We start from the raw sequence: 14,731 nt of genomic DNA on the forward strand, positions 1-14,731 counted from the left end.
TCACGGCACGCTCTGACCGCGGAACCCGCGGTCGTCTCCTCCGGATCCGCGGGCGCCCCCGCCGGACTCGACGACACCCCGGTGAAGATGTCCCACCGTCAGGTGCTCGAGGCCCTCTCCGGCCTCCTGCTCGGCATGTTCGTCGCGATCCTCGCCTCGACCGTCGTCAGCACGTCCCTGCCTCGGATCATCGGGGACCTCGGCGGCGGTGAGTCGGCCTACACGTGGGTCGTCACGTCGACGCTCCTCGCGACCACGGTCACGACCCCGGTCTGGGGCAAGTTCGCCGACCTCTTCAACCGCAAGCTGCTGATCCAGCTCGCGCTCGTGATCTTCGTGCTCGGATCGGCCCTCGCCGGCTTCTCGCAGAACCCCGGCACGCTCATCACCTTCCGCGTGCTCCAGGGCGTCGGTGCCGGTGGCCTCACGGCCCTCAGCCAGATCATCATGGCCGACATCATCAGCCCGCGGGAGCGCGGTCGGTACATGGGGCTCTTCGGTGCGGTCATGGCGGTCGGCACGGTCGGTGGGCCGCTGTTCGGTGGCTTCCTGACCGATGGTCTCGGGTGGCGCTGGAACTTCTTCGTCGGCGTGCCCTTCGCGATCGCGGCGATCATCCTGCTGCAGTTCACGCTGAAGCTCCGGGCCCGTGCGGCCCGCAAGGTCAAGATCGACTACCTCGGTGCCGTGCTCATCGCCGGTGGCGTGTCGCTCCTCCTCATCTGGGTCACCCTCGCCGGATCGCAGTTCGGCTGGGCGTCGCTCGCCACCGTCCTCATGGTCGGCGGTGCCGTCGTGGCGCTCGTCCTCGCGGTGGTCGTCGAGATCCGTGCCGAGGAGCCGATCCTCCCGATGACGCTGTTCAAGAACCGGACGTTCACCCTCGCGGTCATCGCGAGCGTCGTCGTCGGCATCGCGATGTTCGGCACGTCGGTCTACCTGGCGCAGTACATGCAGCTCGCCCGTGGCGCCACACCCACCGAGTCCGGACTCCTCACGCTCCCGATGATCGTCGGTCTGCTGCTCTCGAGCACCGTCGTCGGGTCGATCATCAGCAAGACCGGCAAGTGGAAGCGCTACATGGTCGGCGGGACGATCTCGCTGGTGGTGGGCATGTTCCTGATGGGGACGATCGCCTACGACACCCCGTACCCGATCGTCGGGGTGTTCATGTTCCTCATGGGTGCCGGCATCGGTGCGGTCATGCAGAACCTGGTGCTCGTCGTGCAGAACACCACCGAGGCGAAGAACATCGGGTCGGCCAGTGCCGGTGTCGCGTTCTTCCGCTCGCTCGGCGGCACCATCGGCGTCTCGGTCCTCGGCACGATCCTCGGGTCGCGCATCACGACGCTGCTCGGCGACAAGCAGACCGAGATGACCGAGGCCGTCAGGTCGCTCGGTGCCCAGGGTGCCACGGTGGCCAAGGAGCTCGCGAGCGGATCGATCCCGAATGTGGCAGAGCTGCCGCGAGCGGTCCGCATCATCGTCGAGTCGGCGTACGGCACGGGGATCGCGAACGTGTTCCTCATCGCGGCACCGATCGCGATCATCGCGATCATCGCCGTCGCGTTCCTGCCGAACAAGGAGCTCACCACCCAGACGGTCGCCGAGCGTGCCGCGGAGCAGCCCGGCATCGACCCCGCGTCGGTGGCCCCCGGGATGCCCAACCAGGCGAGCGTGACCGCACCGGTGGCGACCGCTGCGGGCGCAGGTACAGCCGCCGAGGACCCTCAGGACGCGGACCGTGATTCCCAGCCGGTCGGTGCTGGTCGTGCCGCAGACTCCTGAGATGACGATCGACCGCCCCGCCGCGACCGCCACCGGCGTCACCTCCGCGGACGTCGACCGGCTCGAGGAGGAGTTCGTCATCCTCTTCGAGGCGTACCGGCTCCGGGCCAAGGACTTCGCGGCGCGGATCGACCCCGTCCTGCAGCCGGCCGGGTTCCGCACGCTGAGCGTCCTGATTCACCAGGGGTCCTGCGGGGCGAAGAACCTGGCCGACGTCCTGGGCTACGACAAGAGCGTTCTGAGTCGCCAGCTGCACCAGCTCGAGGAGCTCGGGCTCGTGGAACGTGCGCACGACCCGAACGACGGGCGAGCCGTGGTCCTCACCGCCACCCCGGCCGCGGTCGAGCGGGTCGAGGAGCTCCGGGCGACCGAGCGTGGCGACTTCCGGTCGAGGCTCATGAAGTGGGACGGGGACGAGCTGTCCGAGTTGGTCCGCCTGCTCGGCAAGCTCCGCGCCATGCGCGACTGACGGGATCCACGACGAAGAACCTCGGCCCCGATCCTGATGAGGATCGGGGCCGCGGTTCGTCTGACGGAGGAGTCAGCGCTTCTCTTCGAGGGACAGCGCGACGCCGAGCGCCATGAACGTCGGTGCCCAGTGGCCGATGAAGATGCCCCAGCGGTCGGACTGGGCCTTGTCGTCGCCCTTCTTGCCGCGCGAGACGGCCCAGGAGAGCAGTGCGAGCGCGATCGAGGCGAAGCCGCCGATGTAGGCGTAGTCGCTCTTGACGCCGACGCTCGAGAGGTACTTGACGGGGTTCGCCATGATGAAGCCTTCCTGTCCGGGTGCGACCATGCGGGCGCGGGGTGCGCACGACCGGTGCACTGCCGATCATGCTCGGGCGGGACCACTCGTGTTCACAGACAGGCCCCTCGGCACACAGCCTGGACAGGAACCGCAGTCGGAGCGTCGTCCGGGGCCCGCCGCACGGACCCCACGGTGTTGGCTGGTCCCATGGCAGACTCACCCGGCACGGCCGTCCTCTTCGACATCGACGGCACCCTCGTCGACTCGAACTTCCAGCACGTCGATGCCTGGACACGGGCCTTCGACGCCGTCGGGGAGCGGGTCGACGCCTGGCGGATCCACCGGCTGATCGGCATGGACGGCTCGATGCTCCTCGAGGAACTGCTCGGCACCAGCGAGTCCGACGCCGCACAGCAGGCGAAGGCGTTCCAGACCGCGTACTTCGCCGAGCACCTCGACCGGCTGCACCTGCTCCCCGGGGCGCGCGAGCTCCTCGGGGCCCTGAGCGACCGCGGGCACGCCGTCGTCCTCGCCACCAGTGCGCCGGAGAACGAGCTCGCGGTCCTCCGCGGGCTGCTCGACATCGAGGGTGCGCTCTGGGCGGTCACCGGTGGCGACGACGTCGAGGCCGCCAAGCCCGACCCGGGCATCGTCCAGAACGCCCTCGCGCAGGCCGGGGTCGATGCCGACCACGCCGTGATGGTCGGCGATGCGATGTGGGACGTCCGGGCCGCCGGTCGTGCCGGGGTCCGCTGCATCGGCGTGCGGAGCGGCGGTGTCTCGGACTCCGAGCTGACCGACGCCGGCGCGATCGCGGTCTACGACGACCCGGCGGACCTCCTCGCGCACCTCGACGACAGCCCGCTGGCCGACCTGCGCCCGTAGGTCGCGACCATCGGACGGCCTGGAGGCGCGGTGCCAGCCCGTCCCGTCCCTCCCGTCCGCCCGCACTGTGGGCCTGGAGGCGCGGTGCCAGCCCGCCCCGTCCCTCCCGTCCGCCCGTCCGTCCGTCCACCGACCGCGCCGCGGTGCGCGAGAATGGTCGATCGTGATCACCATCGAACGTGTCTCCTGGGACGACCCGCGCGGTGTCGCGCTCCGCACTGCGATGGACGAGGACATGCACGTCCGGTACGCCCGGCCGGCCGACGACCCGGAGCCGCAGCACGTCACCGACGCCCGGGACCGCGCGCTCGCGGTGGACCCGGCGGGCGTGGTGGCGAGCATCCTCGCGATCGACGACGGCGGGCAAGCCGTCGGGCACGTCGCGGTGCGGCGCCTGCGCACCGCGATCGACGGCGCTGCGCCGACGGACGAGCTCGAGGTCAAGCGCCTGATGGTCCTCGAGACGGCCAGGGGGCAGCGCGTCGCGACGACACTGCTCGACGAGGCGGAGGTGGTCGCCCGCGAGGACGGCGCTGCACGGCTCGTCCTGCAGACCGGGGACAAGCAGCCCGAGGCCGTCGCGCTCTACGGCAAGCACGGGTGGCGTCGGATCCAGAACTACGAGCCCTACGCGGCCGTCATGCCGTTCTCGCTCTGCTTCGCGAAGGACGTCTGACCAGGCGGTCGCGCTAACTCTCGGCATTCTTGCAGTCACTGCATCTTGCACTGTTGCGGTGACAGTGCAATTCTGTTCGACGTGATTCCGACCCTCGCTGCGCGGACCCGTGCGCTCCGCCAGAACCTGATGTTCGTGGCGCGCCGACGCACGGCCGAGCAGGGCCTCTCGGGGTTCACGATCGAACAGCTCTGCGACGAGGTCGGGGTCTCGCGCCGGACGTTCTTCAACCACTTCTCCTCGAAGGAGGACGCCGTCGTCGGCATCGAGATCGGCGCCGACGACGCACTGCTCGACGAGTTCCGGTCGGGTGGGCTCGTGCCGCGTGGTGCGAGCCTCGTCGAGACGGTCTGCCGTGCGGTCCTCGTGCACGTCGAGCGGCACGGTCTGACCCGCGAGGCGGGGTTGCGGTTCAAGGCCGCGCTCGACCGTGAGCCGAGCCTCCTGCCCAGGGCGATGTCGAACGGCGAGGAGCAGTCCCGGCTCCTCGTCGACGCGCTCCGCCAGCGCGAGGGTCTGTCGCCCGACGACCCGCGCCCCGCCGTCGCGGTCGCCATGACCACCGCGATCATGCAGACCGCGGCGTCCCGGTACTTCGTCCACCCCGGTCCGGACACCGACCTGCCCGGGGACCTCGACACCCTCGTCCTCGACACCCTCCGTGCCGCCGTCGACGCCGTCACGCCGTCACTCACCGCCGCGTCACCCATCGCCGCGTCGCCCATCACCCTGGAGACCACCGCATGAGCACCCCCACCGCGCCGACCCGTCCAGGGCGCCGCACCCCGCGAGCGAGCGCGTCCGGTCCGCTCCTCCTCACCCAGCGTCGGATCTGGATCATCTTCTCCGCGCTCATCGCCGGGATGCTCCTCTCGAGCCTCGACCAGACGATCGTGTCGACCGCCATGCCGACGATCGTCGGCGAGCTCGGCGGCGTCGCGCACCAGGCGTGGCTGACGACCGGGTACCTGCTCGCATCGACCGTCGTGATGCCGATCTACGGCAAGTTCGGTGACGTCCTCGGCCGCCGCAACCTGTTCCTCATCGCGATCGCGCTCTTCACGATCGCGTCCGCCGGATGCGCGTTCGCCGGGGACTTCTGGCAGCTCGTGGTCTTCCGCGCGCTGCAGGGCCTCGGCGGCGGTGGCCTGATGATCCTCTCGCAGGCGATCATCGCGGACATCGTGCCCGCCTCGCAGCGCGGCAAGTACCTCGGCCCGCTCGGCGCCATCTTCGGCCTCTCCGCGATCGGCGGTCCGCTGCTCGGCGGGTTCTTCGTCGACCACCTCACCTGGAACTGGGCGTTCTACATCAACATCCCGGTCGGCATCGCGGCGTTCTTCATCGCCTGGTTCGCGCTGACCCTGCCGAGCAAGACGGCGGAGAAGAAGGTCGACGTCCTCGGGGTCGTGCTGATGTCCGCCGCGACCGCGTGCCTGGTGTTCTTCACCGAGTCCGGCGGCAACGCGGACCACGGGTGGGGAGCCGGCGTGACCTGGCTCTGGGCCGCTGGTCTCGTCGTGGCGGCCTCGCTCCTGGTGTTCGTGGAGGCGCGCGCCGAGGACCCGGTGCTCCCGCTGTCGCTCTTCCGCAACCGCACGTTCCTCACCGCGACCGGGATCGGGTTCGTGCTCGGTGTCGGCATGTTCGCCGCGATCGGTTTCGTCCCGACGTTCCTGCAGATGTCGTCCGGCACCTCGGCTGCCGTCTCGGGGCTCCTCATGCTCCCGATGATGGTCGGGCTCATCGGGACCTCGATCGTCTCCGGGAACCTGATCACCAAGACCGGGCGTTACCGGATGTTCCCGATCGTGGGCACGATCCTCGTCGCGGTCGCGATGCTCTGCATGACCACCCTGGCCGCGAGCACGCCGATCTGGCTGATCTGCGTCTACCTGTTCGTCTTCGGCGCCGGACTCGGGCTCATCATGCAGGTCGTGGTGCTCGTCGCACAGAACTCGGTGCCGGCGCAGGTCGTCGGCACCGCGACCAGCACGAACAACTACTTCCGCGAGGTCGGCGCCTCCCTCGGCGTCGCGGTCTTCGGGGCACTGTTCACCTCGCGCCTGACGTCCTCGCTCACCGACGTGTTCACGAACGCGGGCGGCTCGGCGTCCGGGGCGGCGTCATCGGCCGGGAGCATCGACCCGGCGACCGTCGCGAAGCTCCCCGAGGCGGTGCAGGACGGCATCGTGAACGCCTACGCCGACTCGCTCGCCCCGGTGTTCTGGTACCTCCTGCCGTTCGTCGCGGCGGCGTTCCTCCTCGCGCTGTTCCTGCCGCAGATCACGCTCGCGGACGTGGCCGGCATGGTCGCGCGTGGCGAGGCGGTCGGCGGTGCGGAGGCGGACGAGCTCGAGCGGGCGCATCGTGCGGGCAGCGGAACCGGTACCGGCACGAGCGCCGGCTCTGGCACGGCGGACGCGGACGCAGACTCGGGAGCGGACGCGTCCGACTCCGAGCGCGCGGATGGAGCCCTGGTCAGCGGCGATGCGAGCGGAGCAGGACGACGACCAGGAGGGCGATGACGCCGACGCCGACGGCGCCGCCGATGCGGACGCCGCGGCGGTAGTGGCGGCGGAGTTCGTCGGCGGCGTCCATCGCGACGAGGGCGACCGTCTCGGCCGCGCTCCCGGCTCGGTCCGCGAGGTCCTGCGCGACCGTCTCGGCGCGGTCCGCGACGTCGTGCACGACGGTCTCGGCACGATCGGCGACGTCGTCCACGACCGTCTCGGCTCGCGCCGTCACGTCGTGCACGACGGCCTCGGCCCGGTCCGTCACGTCCTGCACGAGGTGCTCGGCGCGGTCCGCGAGGTCGCGGACGGTGTCGCTCGCGACCACGGCGTGCGCTGCGTCCTGCGCGCGGCCCGCCAGGTCGTGCAGGGCGTGTCGGCTGCCGTCCGGGAGCGTGCCGGCGGCGTCGATCGCGTCGTGCACCTTCCGCGCTGCCCTGGCGATGATGTCGTTGCCCTCGTCGGTCACGGTGGTTGCCTCCTCGGCCCGACGGTGTCGGGGTCCCTCGATCGCGCCTGCCTGCGCCGTGTCCGGCCCAGGTGCGGCTGGATCCGCGACGTTACTCGTGCCTCCAGGCAGCCGGTGACCGTCCGTCGTTCCGCGGCCGAGCCCGCCGGGGCGATGTCGTCGGGTGTCCCCCGTTCGGGGGACCGGACGAACCCTCGCGTTGTGGGGCGCTTCGCGGGAGGATGAAGGCGTGCGAGGACCGAAGTCGTGGCGCCGCCTCCGGAGCCGGCCGTTCTGGGAGCGGCCCCTCACGCAGCTGTTCCCGCTGTTCGGCGCGATGTGGGGCGCGGTGTTCGCCGTCGTGTTCGTGGTCGTGGTCCTCGTGCCGCAGGTGCACGAGTCGACCGCCGACACCGGGTTCCACGTCGGGAGTGCGGTGGGGATCGTGTTCCTCATCACCGGGCTCGGGATCCTCATCTGGGTGTCCGTCGGCGCGGTGCTCGGTGCGCTCGCGGGCCTCGTGACGCTCGCCGGACGACGCGGCGTCGCACGGATCGTCGCCGAGGTGCTGGCGGTCCTGGTGATCGCGGTGGGGTCGGGGTTCCTCGGGAGCTACCTGGGGACCGTCGTGGGCTTCGCCGACCCGAGGCTCACCGCGCTCGGTGCGATGGTGGCGTCGGGGGTGCTCGCGGGGCTCGTGGTGCTGGTGCGGCGGCGTGCCGAGCGGGCCGGCGCCGTGGGGGGCGGGGCGGGCCGGAGCGGGGCGGGACCGGCCGGGGCGGGGCGGTCTGAACACGTGCGTCCACGGTGAACACGCGGATCCGGGTGTTCGGGACGGACGGGCGTGTTCAGAACACCTGGGACGCCGGGGCCGGGGCGTGTCCGGAACACGTCGTCATCCCGCGGTCGAGGCCCGGATCACGAGCGTCGCCGTGAGCAGCTCAGTGTCGTGGTGGGCCCCGTCGGAGTCGGGCCCGTCGCCGTCGATCGCGGCCAGGAGGCGTCGTGCGGCCGACCTGCCGAGTGCGCCACCCGGGAGCGACACGCTCGTCAGGGGCGGTGCCGTGACGACCGACGAGGGCAGGTCGTCGAACCCCGCGACCGCGAGCTCGTCGGGGACGCGGATGCCGAGACCCGCTGCCGCGGCGAGCAACCCGTACGCGAGGGTGTCGGCCGCGCACACGACCGCGGTGGCACCCGCTGCCCGCCACGTGGGGAGGACATGTGCCGCGACCTCGGCCGCCGCGGCCAGGTCGAGGTCGGCGGCGGCCGGTGTGGTGCTGTCGACGGGTGCGCCGGCGACGGCCGCGCCCGCGTCGGCGTCGGCGTCGGCGTCGGCGTCGGTGACGGTGACGGCCGCATCGTTGTCCCGGTCGGTGAGGACCGTCATGCCGAGGCGCCGGGCGGCACGCAGCAGGAGGGTCCGGCGCCGCGCGAACGTCTCCGTCCCGGTGCTCGCGTCGAGGTAGCCGATCGTCCGGTGTCCGAGCGCGTGCAGGTGGTCCACGAGTGCCGAGACACCCGGCGCGATGTCGTAGTTGACGGCCGTCGCGCGGTCCTCGAGCCCCGGGGCGTCGAGCAGCACGATCGGTTCCTCGGCCCCGAGCTCGTCGAGGAACGCCGCCGAGGGTGCGTCGACGAGCAGTCCCGCCGGCCGGAGCGCGGCGAACTGCCGGACGTCGGCGGCCGAGGGTTGCACGCCGCTGTCCGTCACCGACAGGAGCAGGCGGTAGCGGTCCCCGAGCTCGGCGCGGATGCCTCGGATGACCTGCCCGAAGAACGGGTTCGCGAGGTCGGGGGCCACCAGGATCACGAGGTCGCTCCGGCCACGGACGAGGGTGGCCGCGATCCGGTCGACGACGTAGCCGAGCTCGTCGACCGCGGACCGGATGCGCTCGGCGTTGGCGGCGGAGATCCGACCGGCGTCCTTGCCGTTGACGACGAGCGACACGGCGGAGATGCTGACCCCGGCGCGACGGGCCACCATGGCCGCCGTCACGCGCTTGGTCCTGGTGTTCGCCACGGCACCGATCGTACGTGCCGACCGCTTGACGTCAAACGTTTGACGCCTCACTATCGGAAGTCGAGCGCGTCAAACGCTTGACCCGTGCGGCTCCAACCGCGTCGGGCCAGCCTGAGATCCCCATCGCGCTCGACCCACCACCACCCCGACGATGTGGAGCAAGCATGCCCGAGAAGATCATCCTCGACTGCGACCCCGGGCACGACGACGCCGTCGCGATCCTCCTCGCACACGGCAGCCCCGAGATCGAGCTGCTGGCGGTGACGACCGTCGTCGGCAACCAGACCCTGCCCAAGGTCACGCGGAACGCCCTCGCCGTCGCCAAGATCGCCGGCATCACCGGAGTGCCGTTCGCCGCCGGTGCCGACCGTCCGCTGCTCCGCACCATCGAGACCGCCCCGGACATCCACGGCGAGTCCGGCATGGACGGCCCCGAGCTCCCTGAGCCCGACATCGAGCTCGACGACCGGCACGCGGTCGACCTGATCATCGACACCGTGATGGCCCACGAGCCGGGCACCGTCACCCTCGTGCCGACCGGTGGACTGACGAACATCGCGCTCGCCGCCCGCAAGGAGCCGCGCATCGTCGAGCGCGTCAAGCAGGTCGTCCTGATGGGCGGTGGCGTGCACGTCGGCAACTGGAGCCCGGTCGCCGAGTTCAACATCGTCATCGACCCGGAGGCGGCGCACATCGTCTTCAGCGCCGGCTGGACGGTCGTCATGGTCGGGCTCGACCTCACCCACCAGGCGCTCGCCACCCCGCAGGTCGCCGCCGACATCGCCGCGGTGGGCACCGGCCCCGCGCGGTTCGTCGGAGAGCTGCTGGAGTTCTTCGGCCAGACCTACCGCGACGTGCAGGGCTTCGACTCGCCGCCCGTGCACGACCCCTGCGCCGTGGCCTACGTGATCGACCCGACGATCGTCCGGGCCGTGCAGGTGCCGATCGGCATCGAGACCACGGGCACACTCACCCTCGGCATGACCGTCGCGGACTTCCGCGCACCCGCTCCGGCGGACTGCCGGACCTGGGCCGCGATGGACCTCGACCAGGACCGCTTCTGGGGGCTCGTCGTCGACGCACTCGAACGCATCGGCGAGGGCGGCACCGGCGAGCTCGGTACCGGCACGGCGGAGGTGCGGGCGTGACGAACCACACCACCGCGGGCAACGGAGCCCCGGTCACCGGCCGTCCGGCCGTCCGCATCGGTGCGCTCACCGCTGCACTCCTCGCGGCCTGCGTCGCGTTCCAGCTCAACGCGAGCATGCTCAGCCCCGTCCTCGTCACGATGGCGAAGGACCTGCACACGGACGACGCCACCATCGGCCTCTCGCAGACGCTGTTCTTCACGCTCGCCGCGCTGTTCTCGCTGTTCCTCCCACGCCTGAGCGACATCGTCGGCCGGAAGCGGGTCCTCGTCGGCATGCTCGCCGTGATGCTCGTCGGCAGCGTCGTGGCGGCCCTCGCCGTCAACGTGCCGATGCTGTTCGCCGGCCGGATCATCCAGGGTGTCGCCGGCCCGGTCGTCCCGATCTGCCTGCTCATGCTCCGCGCCGAGATCACCGACCCGAAGCGCTACGGCGCCGCGATGGGGCTCCTCACCGCGGTGAACGGTGGCATCGCCGGGATCGACGCCCTCGCGGGCGGGTGGCTCGCGACGTCGTTCGGGTTCCGGTCGGTGTTCTGGGTGATCGCTGCCGTGGCCGTGGTCGCCGTCGTGATGGTGGTCGTGTGGGGCGTCGACTCCCGACCGTCCGCCGGCACGAGCATGGACTGGTGGGGTGTGCTCCCGCTCGTCGTCTCGATCGGCGCACTGCTGACGGCCTGCAACGAGGCCGGCAAGCTCGGATCCGCGAACTGGGCGCTGGTGATCGGCGGCGCGGTCGTCGCGATCCTGGCGTTCGCGGTGTTCTGGTGGCTCGAGGACCGCATCCGCGAGCCGCTCATCCCGACGCGGTACCTGCGCCGTCGGTCGACGTGGGCGCTGCTCCTCACGACGCTGCTGACGATGACCGGGGTGTTCGCGGTCGTGAACGGCCTCGTGACCTCGCTCGCGCAGAACACCACCGTCGGCTTCTCGATGCAGGCGGACCTGACGTCGCTGGCGTTCCTGACCCCGTACGCCCTCGTCGGATGGCTGGTCGGACCGTTCGCCGGTCGACTCGCACCGACACTCGGGTACCGGTTCATGCTGCGGATCGGGCTCGCCGGGAGCATCGTCGGCACGCTGCTCATGGCGTTCGTCGGGGTGCACTCGCTCCCGGTGCTCATCGCGGCGACGGTGCTGATCGGCATCACGTACGCGGGCATCGCGAACATCATGCTCAACGGGCTCGGGATCGTGCTCTCGCCCGCGGACAACCCCGGGTTCCTGCCGGGGCTGAACGCGGGGGCGTTCAACCTCGGCGCCGGGCTGAGCTTCGCGGCACTGCCGGCGCTCCAGGTGGCACTCGGTGCGACGTCCGGCTCCGGGCAGGCGACCACGACCGGGTACAGCGGTGGCATGCTGCTCGGAGCGGCGATCACGATCGGGGCGCTCGCCGTCTCGTTCCTGATCCCGCGTCCGAGCGACGCCGAGACCCCGAGCGGGCGCAGCAGCACCAGCACGACGGGATCGGACACCGCACACGGCCCCACCACCACGAGGAAGCAGCACGCATGACCGCACCTGCCCAGGACCACGGACGCATCGTCGTCGTCGGCTCGTTGAACGCCGACCTCGTCGTCCGCACGGACCGTTTCCCGAAGGCGGGGGAGACCCTGCGTGGTGAGGACCTCGCGATCCTCCCCGGCGGCAAGAGCGCGAACCAGGCGGTCGCGGCCGGACGGCTCGGCGGATCGGTGGCGATCGTCGGCGCGGTCGGCGCGGACGGCAATGGGACGATGCTCCTCGACAGCGTCCGCGACGCCGGCGTCGACGTCCGTGCCGTCCGGGTGCTCGACGACGTGGCGACGGGCACCGCTGTGATCACGGTCGATGCCGACGGCGAGAACACCATCGTCATCTCCGCGGGGGCGAACGGTCGGCTCACCCCGGCGGACGTCGACGCGGCGGACGAGGTGTTCGCGGGAGCGTCGGTGCTGGGCCTCTGCCTCGAGGTCGACGTCGACGTGGTCCTCGAAGCCGCCCGTCGTGCGCACGACGCCGGGGTCACGGTGCTCACGAACCTGTCCCCGTTCGGCGAGGTCCCGCCCGAGCTCCTCCGACACACCGACGTCCTCCTCGTCAACGAGCACGAGGCCGCTCAGCTCGTGGACTCGTCCGGCGAGCGCGACTGGCGGGCCCTGGCGGGCCTCCTGGCCGAGCGCGGTGTGCACCGCACCATCGTCACGACGGGAGGCGCTGGTTGCGTCGTCCTGGACGGCGACGCGGCCCCGGAGACGGTCGCGTCCGTCCGGGTGGACGCGGTCGACACGACCGGCTGCGGGGATGCGTTCATGGGGGCCGTCGCACTCCGGCTCGCGGACGGCGACGCCCTGGTCGACGCAGCGCGGTTCGCGGTGGGTGTCGGGGCCTTCGCCGCGACGCGTCCGGGCGCACAGGCGTCCTACCCGACCCGGTCCGAGCTCGAGGAGTTCCTGGCCGCCCGCTGACCCCGTCGAGGCCCGCTGACCCCGTCGACGCCCCGCACGGCTGCCGGCGTCCCCCGACGCGCCGAGCTAGCGCGACCGCAGGAGCCACGGGCGCAGGAGCCTCGTGGCGAGCGGCAGCACCCAGTAGGTCATGATCGGCGTGAGGATCAGCGTCGTGACGAGCACCTTCGGGAACACCGGCACGGCACCCCAGAACGGCACGAACGCGGTGACGAGCAGCGTGAACACGAGGTTGACCGGGAAGAACCCCGTCCAGATGCTCACCGCCTGCTTCCACCGCGGCGGCGCCGCGGTGGCCGGGGCGTCCGCGGGCACGTCGAACCAGCCCTCGATGCCGGTGCGCTTCTCGATCCGCGACTCCACGACGAGGTCGCGGCCGAGGTCGAGCCACCGCAGCCGGTCGTCGGAGCTCTCCCACGTCGCGAGCATGCCGGGGTCGGCGAACCGGTAGAGCATGTGCCACTCGAGCGAGTCCGCGCGCGAGCGGACCCATCCCGACCCGAGGAACCCCGGGTAGCGGTTCGCGAGGTTCACCCCGGACTGTACCCAGCGGGTGACCTCCGGGATGCGGTCGGGTTCGACGAGGCGGGTGATGGACACGGTGACGGGGAGCCCCGTGGTCGCTCGTGGCGACGCGGCTTCCCCAGGCTCGGCTGGAGTCATGGCAGCAGTATCGCTCGCGCGTGTTTCGGCCACGTGACGAGCTGCGGGGACGCCTGTGGCTAGCGCATGTCGACCGCTCGCGGCACCCCACGACGGATCGCGTGCAGCACGAGCGCGACGGCATCGACGAGCGAGGGCACGACGACGTCGGCATCGTCCACAGCGTCGTCGCGGGTCCGCTCGGACGGCACGAGGATCCCGGCCGCTCCGGCCGCGTGCGCCGCGCGCATGTCCGGGCCGCCGTCACCGATGACGACGAGTTCGGCCGGTGCGACTCCGAGGGCCGCCGCCGCGCCCCGGACGGTGGACTCGTCGGCTGCGCCGCCGTGCATCGGGAACCAGCCGTCGAGCGGACCGACGAGCGCCTCGACACGATGGTCCGAGGACGGCCGCTCTGCGACGGCGCCGACCGGGAGGCCCGCGGTGCGCAGGGCGTTCACCGCACGTCGGGCTCCTGGTCGCGCTGCGTCGGCCGTCGGCCCGTCGGCATCGGCCTCGGGGTCGAGGACCATGGAGCCCACGTGCCCGAGGAGCACGCCCCGGACGCTGCGGTGCTCGTGGAGGGTCACGCACCCGTGCTACCCCTCGGCCGTCCGGCCCGTCACGCTCCACCGCAGCGAGCATGCCGATTCACGCAGTTCCGGCCAGGGGAGGGGGATACTTGACATGTTAGTGGCGGGTCGACGCGGTCTCCTCGACCTCGACACCGAGGTCCGGTCTGTGGTGCCGAGGTTGTCCTCGGCCCGGTACACCGCGCGTGATCTGCTGGAGCACCACAGCGGTCTGCTCCGCGTGCCGTGGCAGATGCTCGTCCGGCCCGCCCGAGACCCGTACCGGCGCGTCCGGGACCGCCCGTTGCCGGAGCGCTGGACGCGCCCGATCGGTGATCGCGGAGCGTTCGTCTACTCGAACACCGGCTATGCGGTCCTCGGCGAGGTGCTCGACACCGTGACCGGGAGCTGGTGGAGCTCGGTGCGCGACACCGTGCCGGGAGCGGGCCGCAGCACGTCCCTGACACTCGAGCCGGGCCGAGCGGGCCGAGCGCTCCTCGTCGGTCGATCGGGTGTGGCCCTAGAGCCGTGGTCACTCGCGGAGGGGCCCTTCGCCTCAGCCGGCGGCGCCTGGTCGACGTTCGACGACCTGACCGGCTTCGCGCAGGCTGCGACGCGCGAGGAGGGCTGCCCTCCCGGATGGGCTCGCGACCGTGGCGCCGACCTGATCATCGGGGCGACCCGCGATGCGCGCGCGATCATCGTCAGGAGGATCGACGACGGCAGGGTCGCCGTCGTGCACTCGCTCGGCCTCGGACCTGCCACGGACGCGATGGCGGTCGAGTTGCTCCGCCAGGAGGATTGACGCGACGTACCGGCGGGGCCGGTCCACGACGTGAGCG

General features: G+C 71.6%; 16 protein-coding genes. 11 read left to right on the top strand and 5 right to left on the bottom strand.

The features are described from left to right. Positions 1 to 87: 87 nt before the first annotated feature. Entirely contained in the window at positions 88 to 1,788 is a 1,701-nt protein-coding gene (locus ASF23_RS13645) for an MDR family MFS transporter (protein ID WP_082474218.1), read from the top strand. Position 1,789: 1 nt separating this feature from the next. Further along, the gene (locus ASF23_RS13650) at positions 1,790 to 2,257 is read left to right on the top strand and encodes a MarR family winged helix-turn-helix transcriptional regulator (protein ID WP_055954700.1); all 468 of its coding nucleotides are present in this window, start codon (positions 1,790 to 1,792) and stop codon (positions 2,255 to 2,257) included. 72 nt (positions 2,258 to 2,329) lie between these two features. Here ASF23_RS13650 and ASF23_RS13655 read toward each other — a convergent pair whose 3' ends face one another. Beyond that, positions 2,330 to 2,554, bottom strand: coding sequence for a hypothetical protein (locus ASF23_RS13655; RefSeq protein WP_055955497.1), 225 nt, complete (start codon positions 2,552 to 2,554; stop codon positions 2,330 to 2,332). 189 nt (positions 2,555 to 2,743) lie between these two features. Here ASF23_RS13655 and ASF23_RS13660 point away from each other — a divergent pair, with 189 nt between their 5' ends. The 4 genes from ASF23_RS13660 (at position 2,744) to ASF23_RS13675 (ending at position 6,625) form a co-directional block, all read left to right on the top strand. Continuing rightward, complete coding sequence (locus ASF23_RS13660) at positions 2,744 to 3,421, top strand: HAD family hydrolase (RefSeq protein ID WP_055954703.1); 678 nt, start codon at positions 2,744 to 2,746, stop codon at positions 3,419 to 3,421. A gap of 163 nt (positions 3,422 to 3,584) precedes the next feature. Continuing rightward, the gene (locus tag ASF23_RS13665; RefSeq protein WP_055954706.1) at positions 3,585 to 4,097 is read left to right on the top strand and encodes a GNAT family N-acetyltransferase; all 513 of its coding nucleotides are present in this window, start codon (positions 3,585 to 3,587) and stop codon (positions 4,095 to 4,097) included. A gap of 81 nt (positions 4,098 to 4,178) precedes the next feature. Further along, a complete protein-coding gene (locus ASF23_RS18585) occupies positions 4,179 to 4,844 on the top strand; it encodes a TetR/AcrR family transcriptional regulator (protein ID WP_055954710.1) in 666 nt (221 codons plus the stop codon). Next, positions 4,841 to 6,625 carry an MDR family MFS transporter gene (locus ASF23_RS13675; RefSeq protein WP_055954712.1) on the top strand — a complete coding sequence of 595 codons (1,785 nt, stop codon included), beginning with the start codon at positions 4,841 to 4,843 and terminating at the stop codon, positions 6,623 to 6,625. Before ASF23_RS18585 ends, ASF23_RS13675 begins: the two co-directional genes overlap by 4 nt. On the opposite strand, the gene ASF23_RS13680 is transcribed toward ASF23_RS13675, so the two are convergent. Further along, positions 6,579 to 7,079 (bottom strand): hypothetical protein, encoded by a 501-nt coding sequence (locus ASF23_RS13680; RefSeq protein ID WP_055954714.1) that lies wholly within the window; start codon positions 7,077 to 7,079, stop codon positions 6,579 to 6,581. The two genes, ASF23_RS13675 and ASF23_RS13680, sit on opposite strands and share 47 nt — an antisense overlap. 229 nt (positions 7,080 to 7,308) lie before the next feature. Here ASF23_RS13680 and ASF23_RS13685 point away from each other — a divergent pair, with 229 nt between their 5' ends. Then, the gene (locus tag ASF23_RS13685) at positions 7,309 to 7,869 is read left to right on the top strand and encodes a hypothetical protein (protein ID WP_055954717.1); all 561 of its coding nucleotides are present in this window, start codon (positions 7,309 to 7,311) and stop codon (positions 7,867 to 7,869) included. Positions 7,870 to 7,953: 84 nt separating this feature from the next. Here the strand turns inward: ASF23_RS13685 and ASF23_RS13690 are convergent, their stop codons facing one another. Continuing rightward, complete coding sequence (locus ASF23_RS13690; RefSeq protein ID WP_235510901.1) at positions 7,954 to 9,081, bottom strand: LacI family DNA-binding transcriptional regulator; 1,128 nt, start codon at positions 9,079 to 9,081, stop codon at positions 7,954 to 7,956. A gap of 164 nt (positions 9,082 to 9,245) precedes the next feature. On the opposite strand from ASF23_RS13690, the gene uriH reads away from it, so the two are divergent. Genes uriH through ASF23_RS13705 form a run of 3 tightly spaced genes read left to right on the top strand, consistent with a single transcriptional unit; the run spans position 9,246 to position 12,675 of the window. Continuing rightward, entirely contained in the window at positions 9,246 to 10,229 is a 984-nt protein-coding gene (uriH, locus tag ASF23_RS13695; protein WP_055954720.1) for a uridine-preferring nucleoside hydrolase UriH, read from the top strand. Continuing rightward, positions 10,226 to 11,743 (top strand): uridine transporter UriT, encoded by a 1,518-nt coding sequence (gene uriT / locus ASF23_RS13700; RefSeq protein WP_082474173.1) that lies wholly within the window; start codon positions 10,226 to 10,228, stop codon positions 11,741 to 11,743. The genes uriH and uriT overlap by 4 nt, the downstream gene beginning before the upstream one ends. Continuing rightward, positions 11,740 to 12,675 carry a ribokinase gene (locus tag ASF23_RS13705; RefSeq protein ID WP_055954723.1) on the top strand — a complete coding sequence of 312 codons (936 nt, stop codon included), beginning with the start codon at positions 11,740 to 11,742 and terminating at the stop codon, positions 12,673 to 12,675. Before uriT ends, ASF23_RS13705 begins: the two co-directional genes overlap by 4 nt. A gap of 66 nt (positions 12,676 to 12,741) precedes the next feature. Here the strand turns inward: ASF23_RS13705 and ASF23_RS13710 are convergent, their stop codons facing one another. Together ASF23_RS13710 and ASF23_RS13715 are read right to left on the bottom strand one after the other, a co-directional pair. Next, positions 12,742 to 13,338 (bottom strand): hypothetical protein, encoded by a 597-nt coding sequence (locus ASF23_RS13710; RefSeq protein WP_055954726.1) that lies wholly within the window; start codon positions 13,336 to 13,338, stop codon positions 12,742 to 12,744. Between the two features lie 59 nt (positions 13,339 to 13,397). Beyond that, a complete protein-coding gene (locus ASF23_RS13715) occupies positions 13,398 to 13,907 on the bottom strand; it encodes an HAD hydrolase-like protein (protein WP_055954729.1) in 510 nt (169 codons plus the stop codon). A 103-nt stretch (positions 13,908 to 14,010) separates the two neighbouring features. On the opposite strand from ASF23_RS13715, the gene ASF23_RS13720 reads away from it, so the two are divergent. Continuing rightward, a complete protein-coding gene (locus ASF23_RS13720; RefSeq protein ID WP_055954732.1) occupies positions 14,011 to 14,694 on the top strand; it encodes a serine hydrolase in 684 nt (227 codons plus the stop codon). Positions 14,695 to 14,731 lie beyond the last annotated feature (37 nt).

The sequence above is a fragment of the Curtobacterium sp. Leaf261 genome, assembly GCF_001422205.1.
Classification (GTDB): Bacteria; Actinomycetota; Actinomycetes; order Actinomycetales; family Microbacteriaceae; genus Curtobacterium.

What these genes read in the sequence shown, in the direction of transcription:
- ASF23_RS13705 (WP_055954723.1), top strand. Translation starts at nt 11,740, where the DNA reads ATGACCGCACCTGCCCAGGACCACGGACGCATCGTCGTCGTCGGCTCG.
- ASF23_RS13645 (WP_082474218.1), top strand. Translation starts at nt 88, where the DNA reads ATGTCCCACCGTCAGGTGCTCGAGGCCCTCTCCGGCCTCCTGCTCGGC.
- ASF23_RS13650 (WP_055954700.1), top strand. Translation starts at nt 1,790, where the DNA reads ATGACGATCGACCGCCCCGCCGCGACCGCCACCGGCGTCACCTCCGCG.
- ASF23_RS13710 (WP_055954726.1), bottom strand. Translation starts at nt 13,338, where the DNA reads ATGACTCCAGCCGAGCCTGGGGAAGCCGCGTCGCCACGAGCGACCACG.
- ASF23_RS13675 (WP_055954712.1), top strand. Translation starts at nt 4,841, where the DNA reads ATGAGCACCCCCACCGCGCCGACCCGTCCAGGGCGCCGCACCCCGCGA.
- ASF23_RS13660 (WP_055954703.1), top strand. Translation starts at nt 2,744, where the DNA reads ATGGCAGACTCACCCGGCACGGCCGTCCTCTTCGACATCGACGGCACC.
- ASF23_RS13655 (WP_055955497.1), bottom strand. Translation starts at nt 2,554, where the DNA reads ATGGCGAACCCCGTCAAGTACCTCTCGAGCGTCGGCGTCAAGAGCGAC.
- uriH (WP_055954720.1), top strand. Translation starts at nt 9,246, where the DNA reads ATGCCCGAGAAGATCATCCTCGACTGCGACCCCGGGCACGACGACGCC.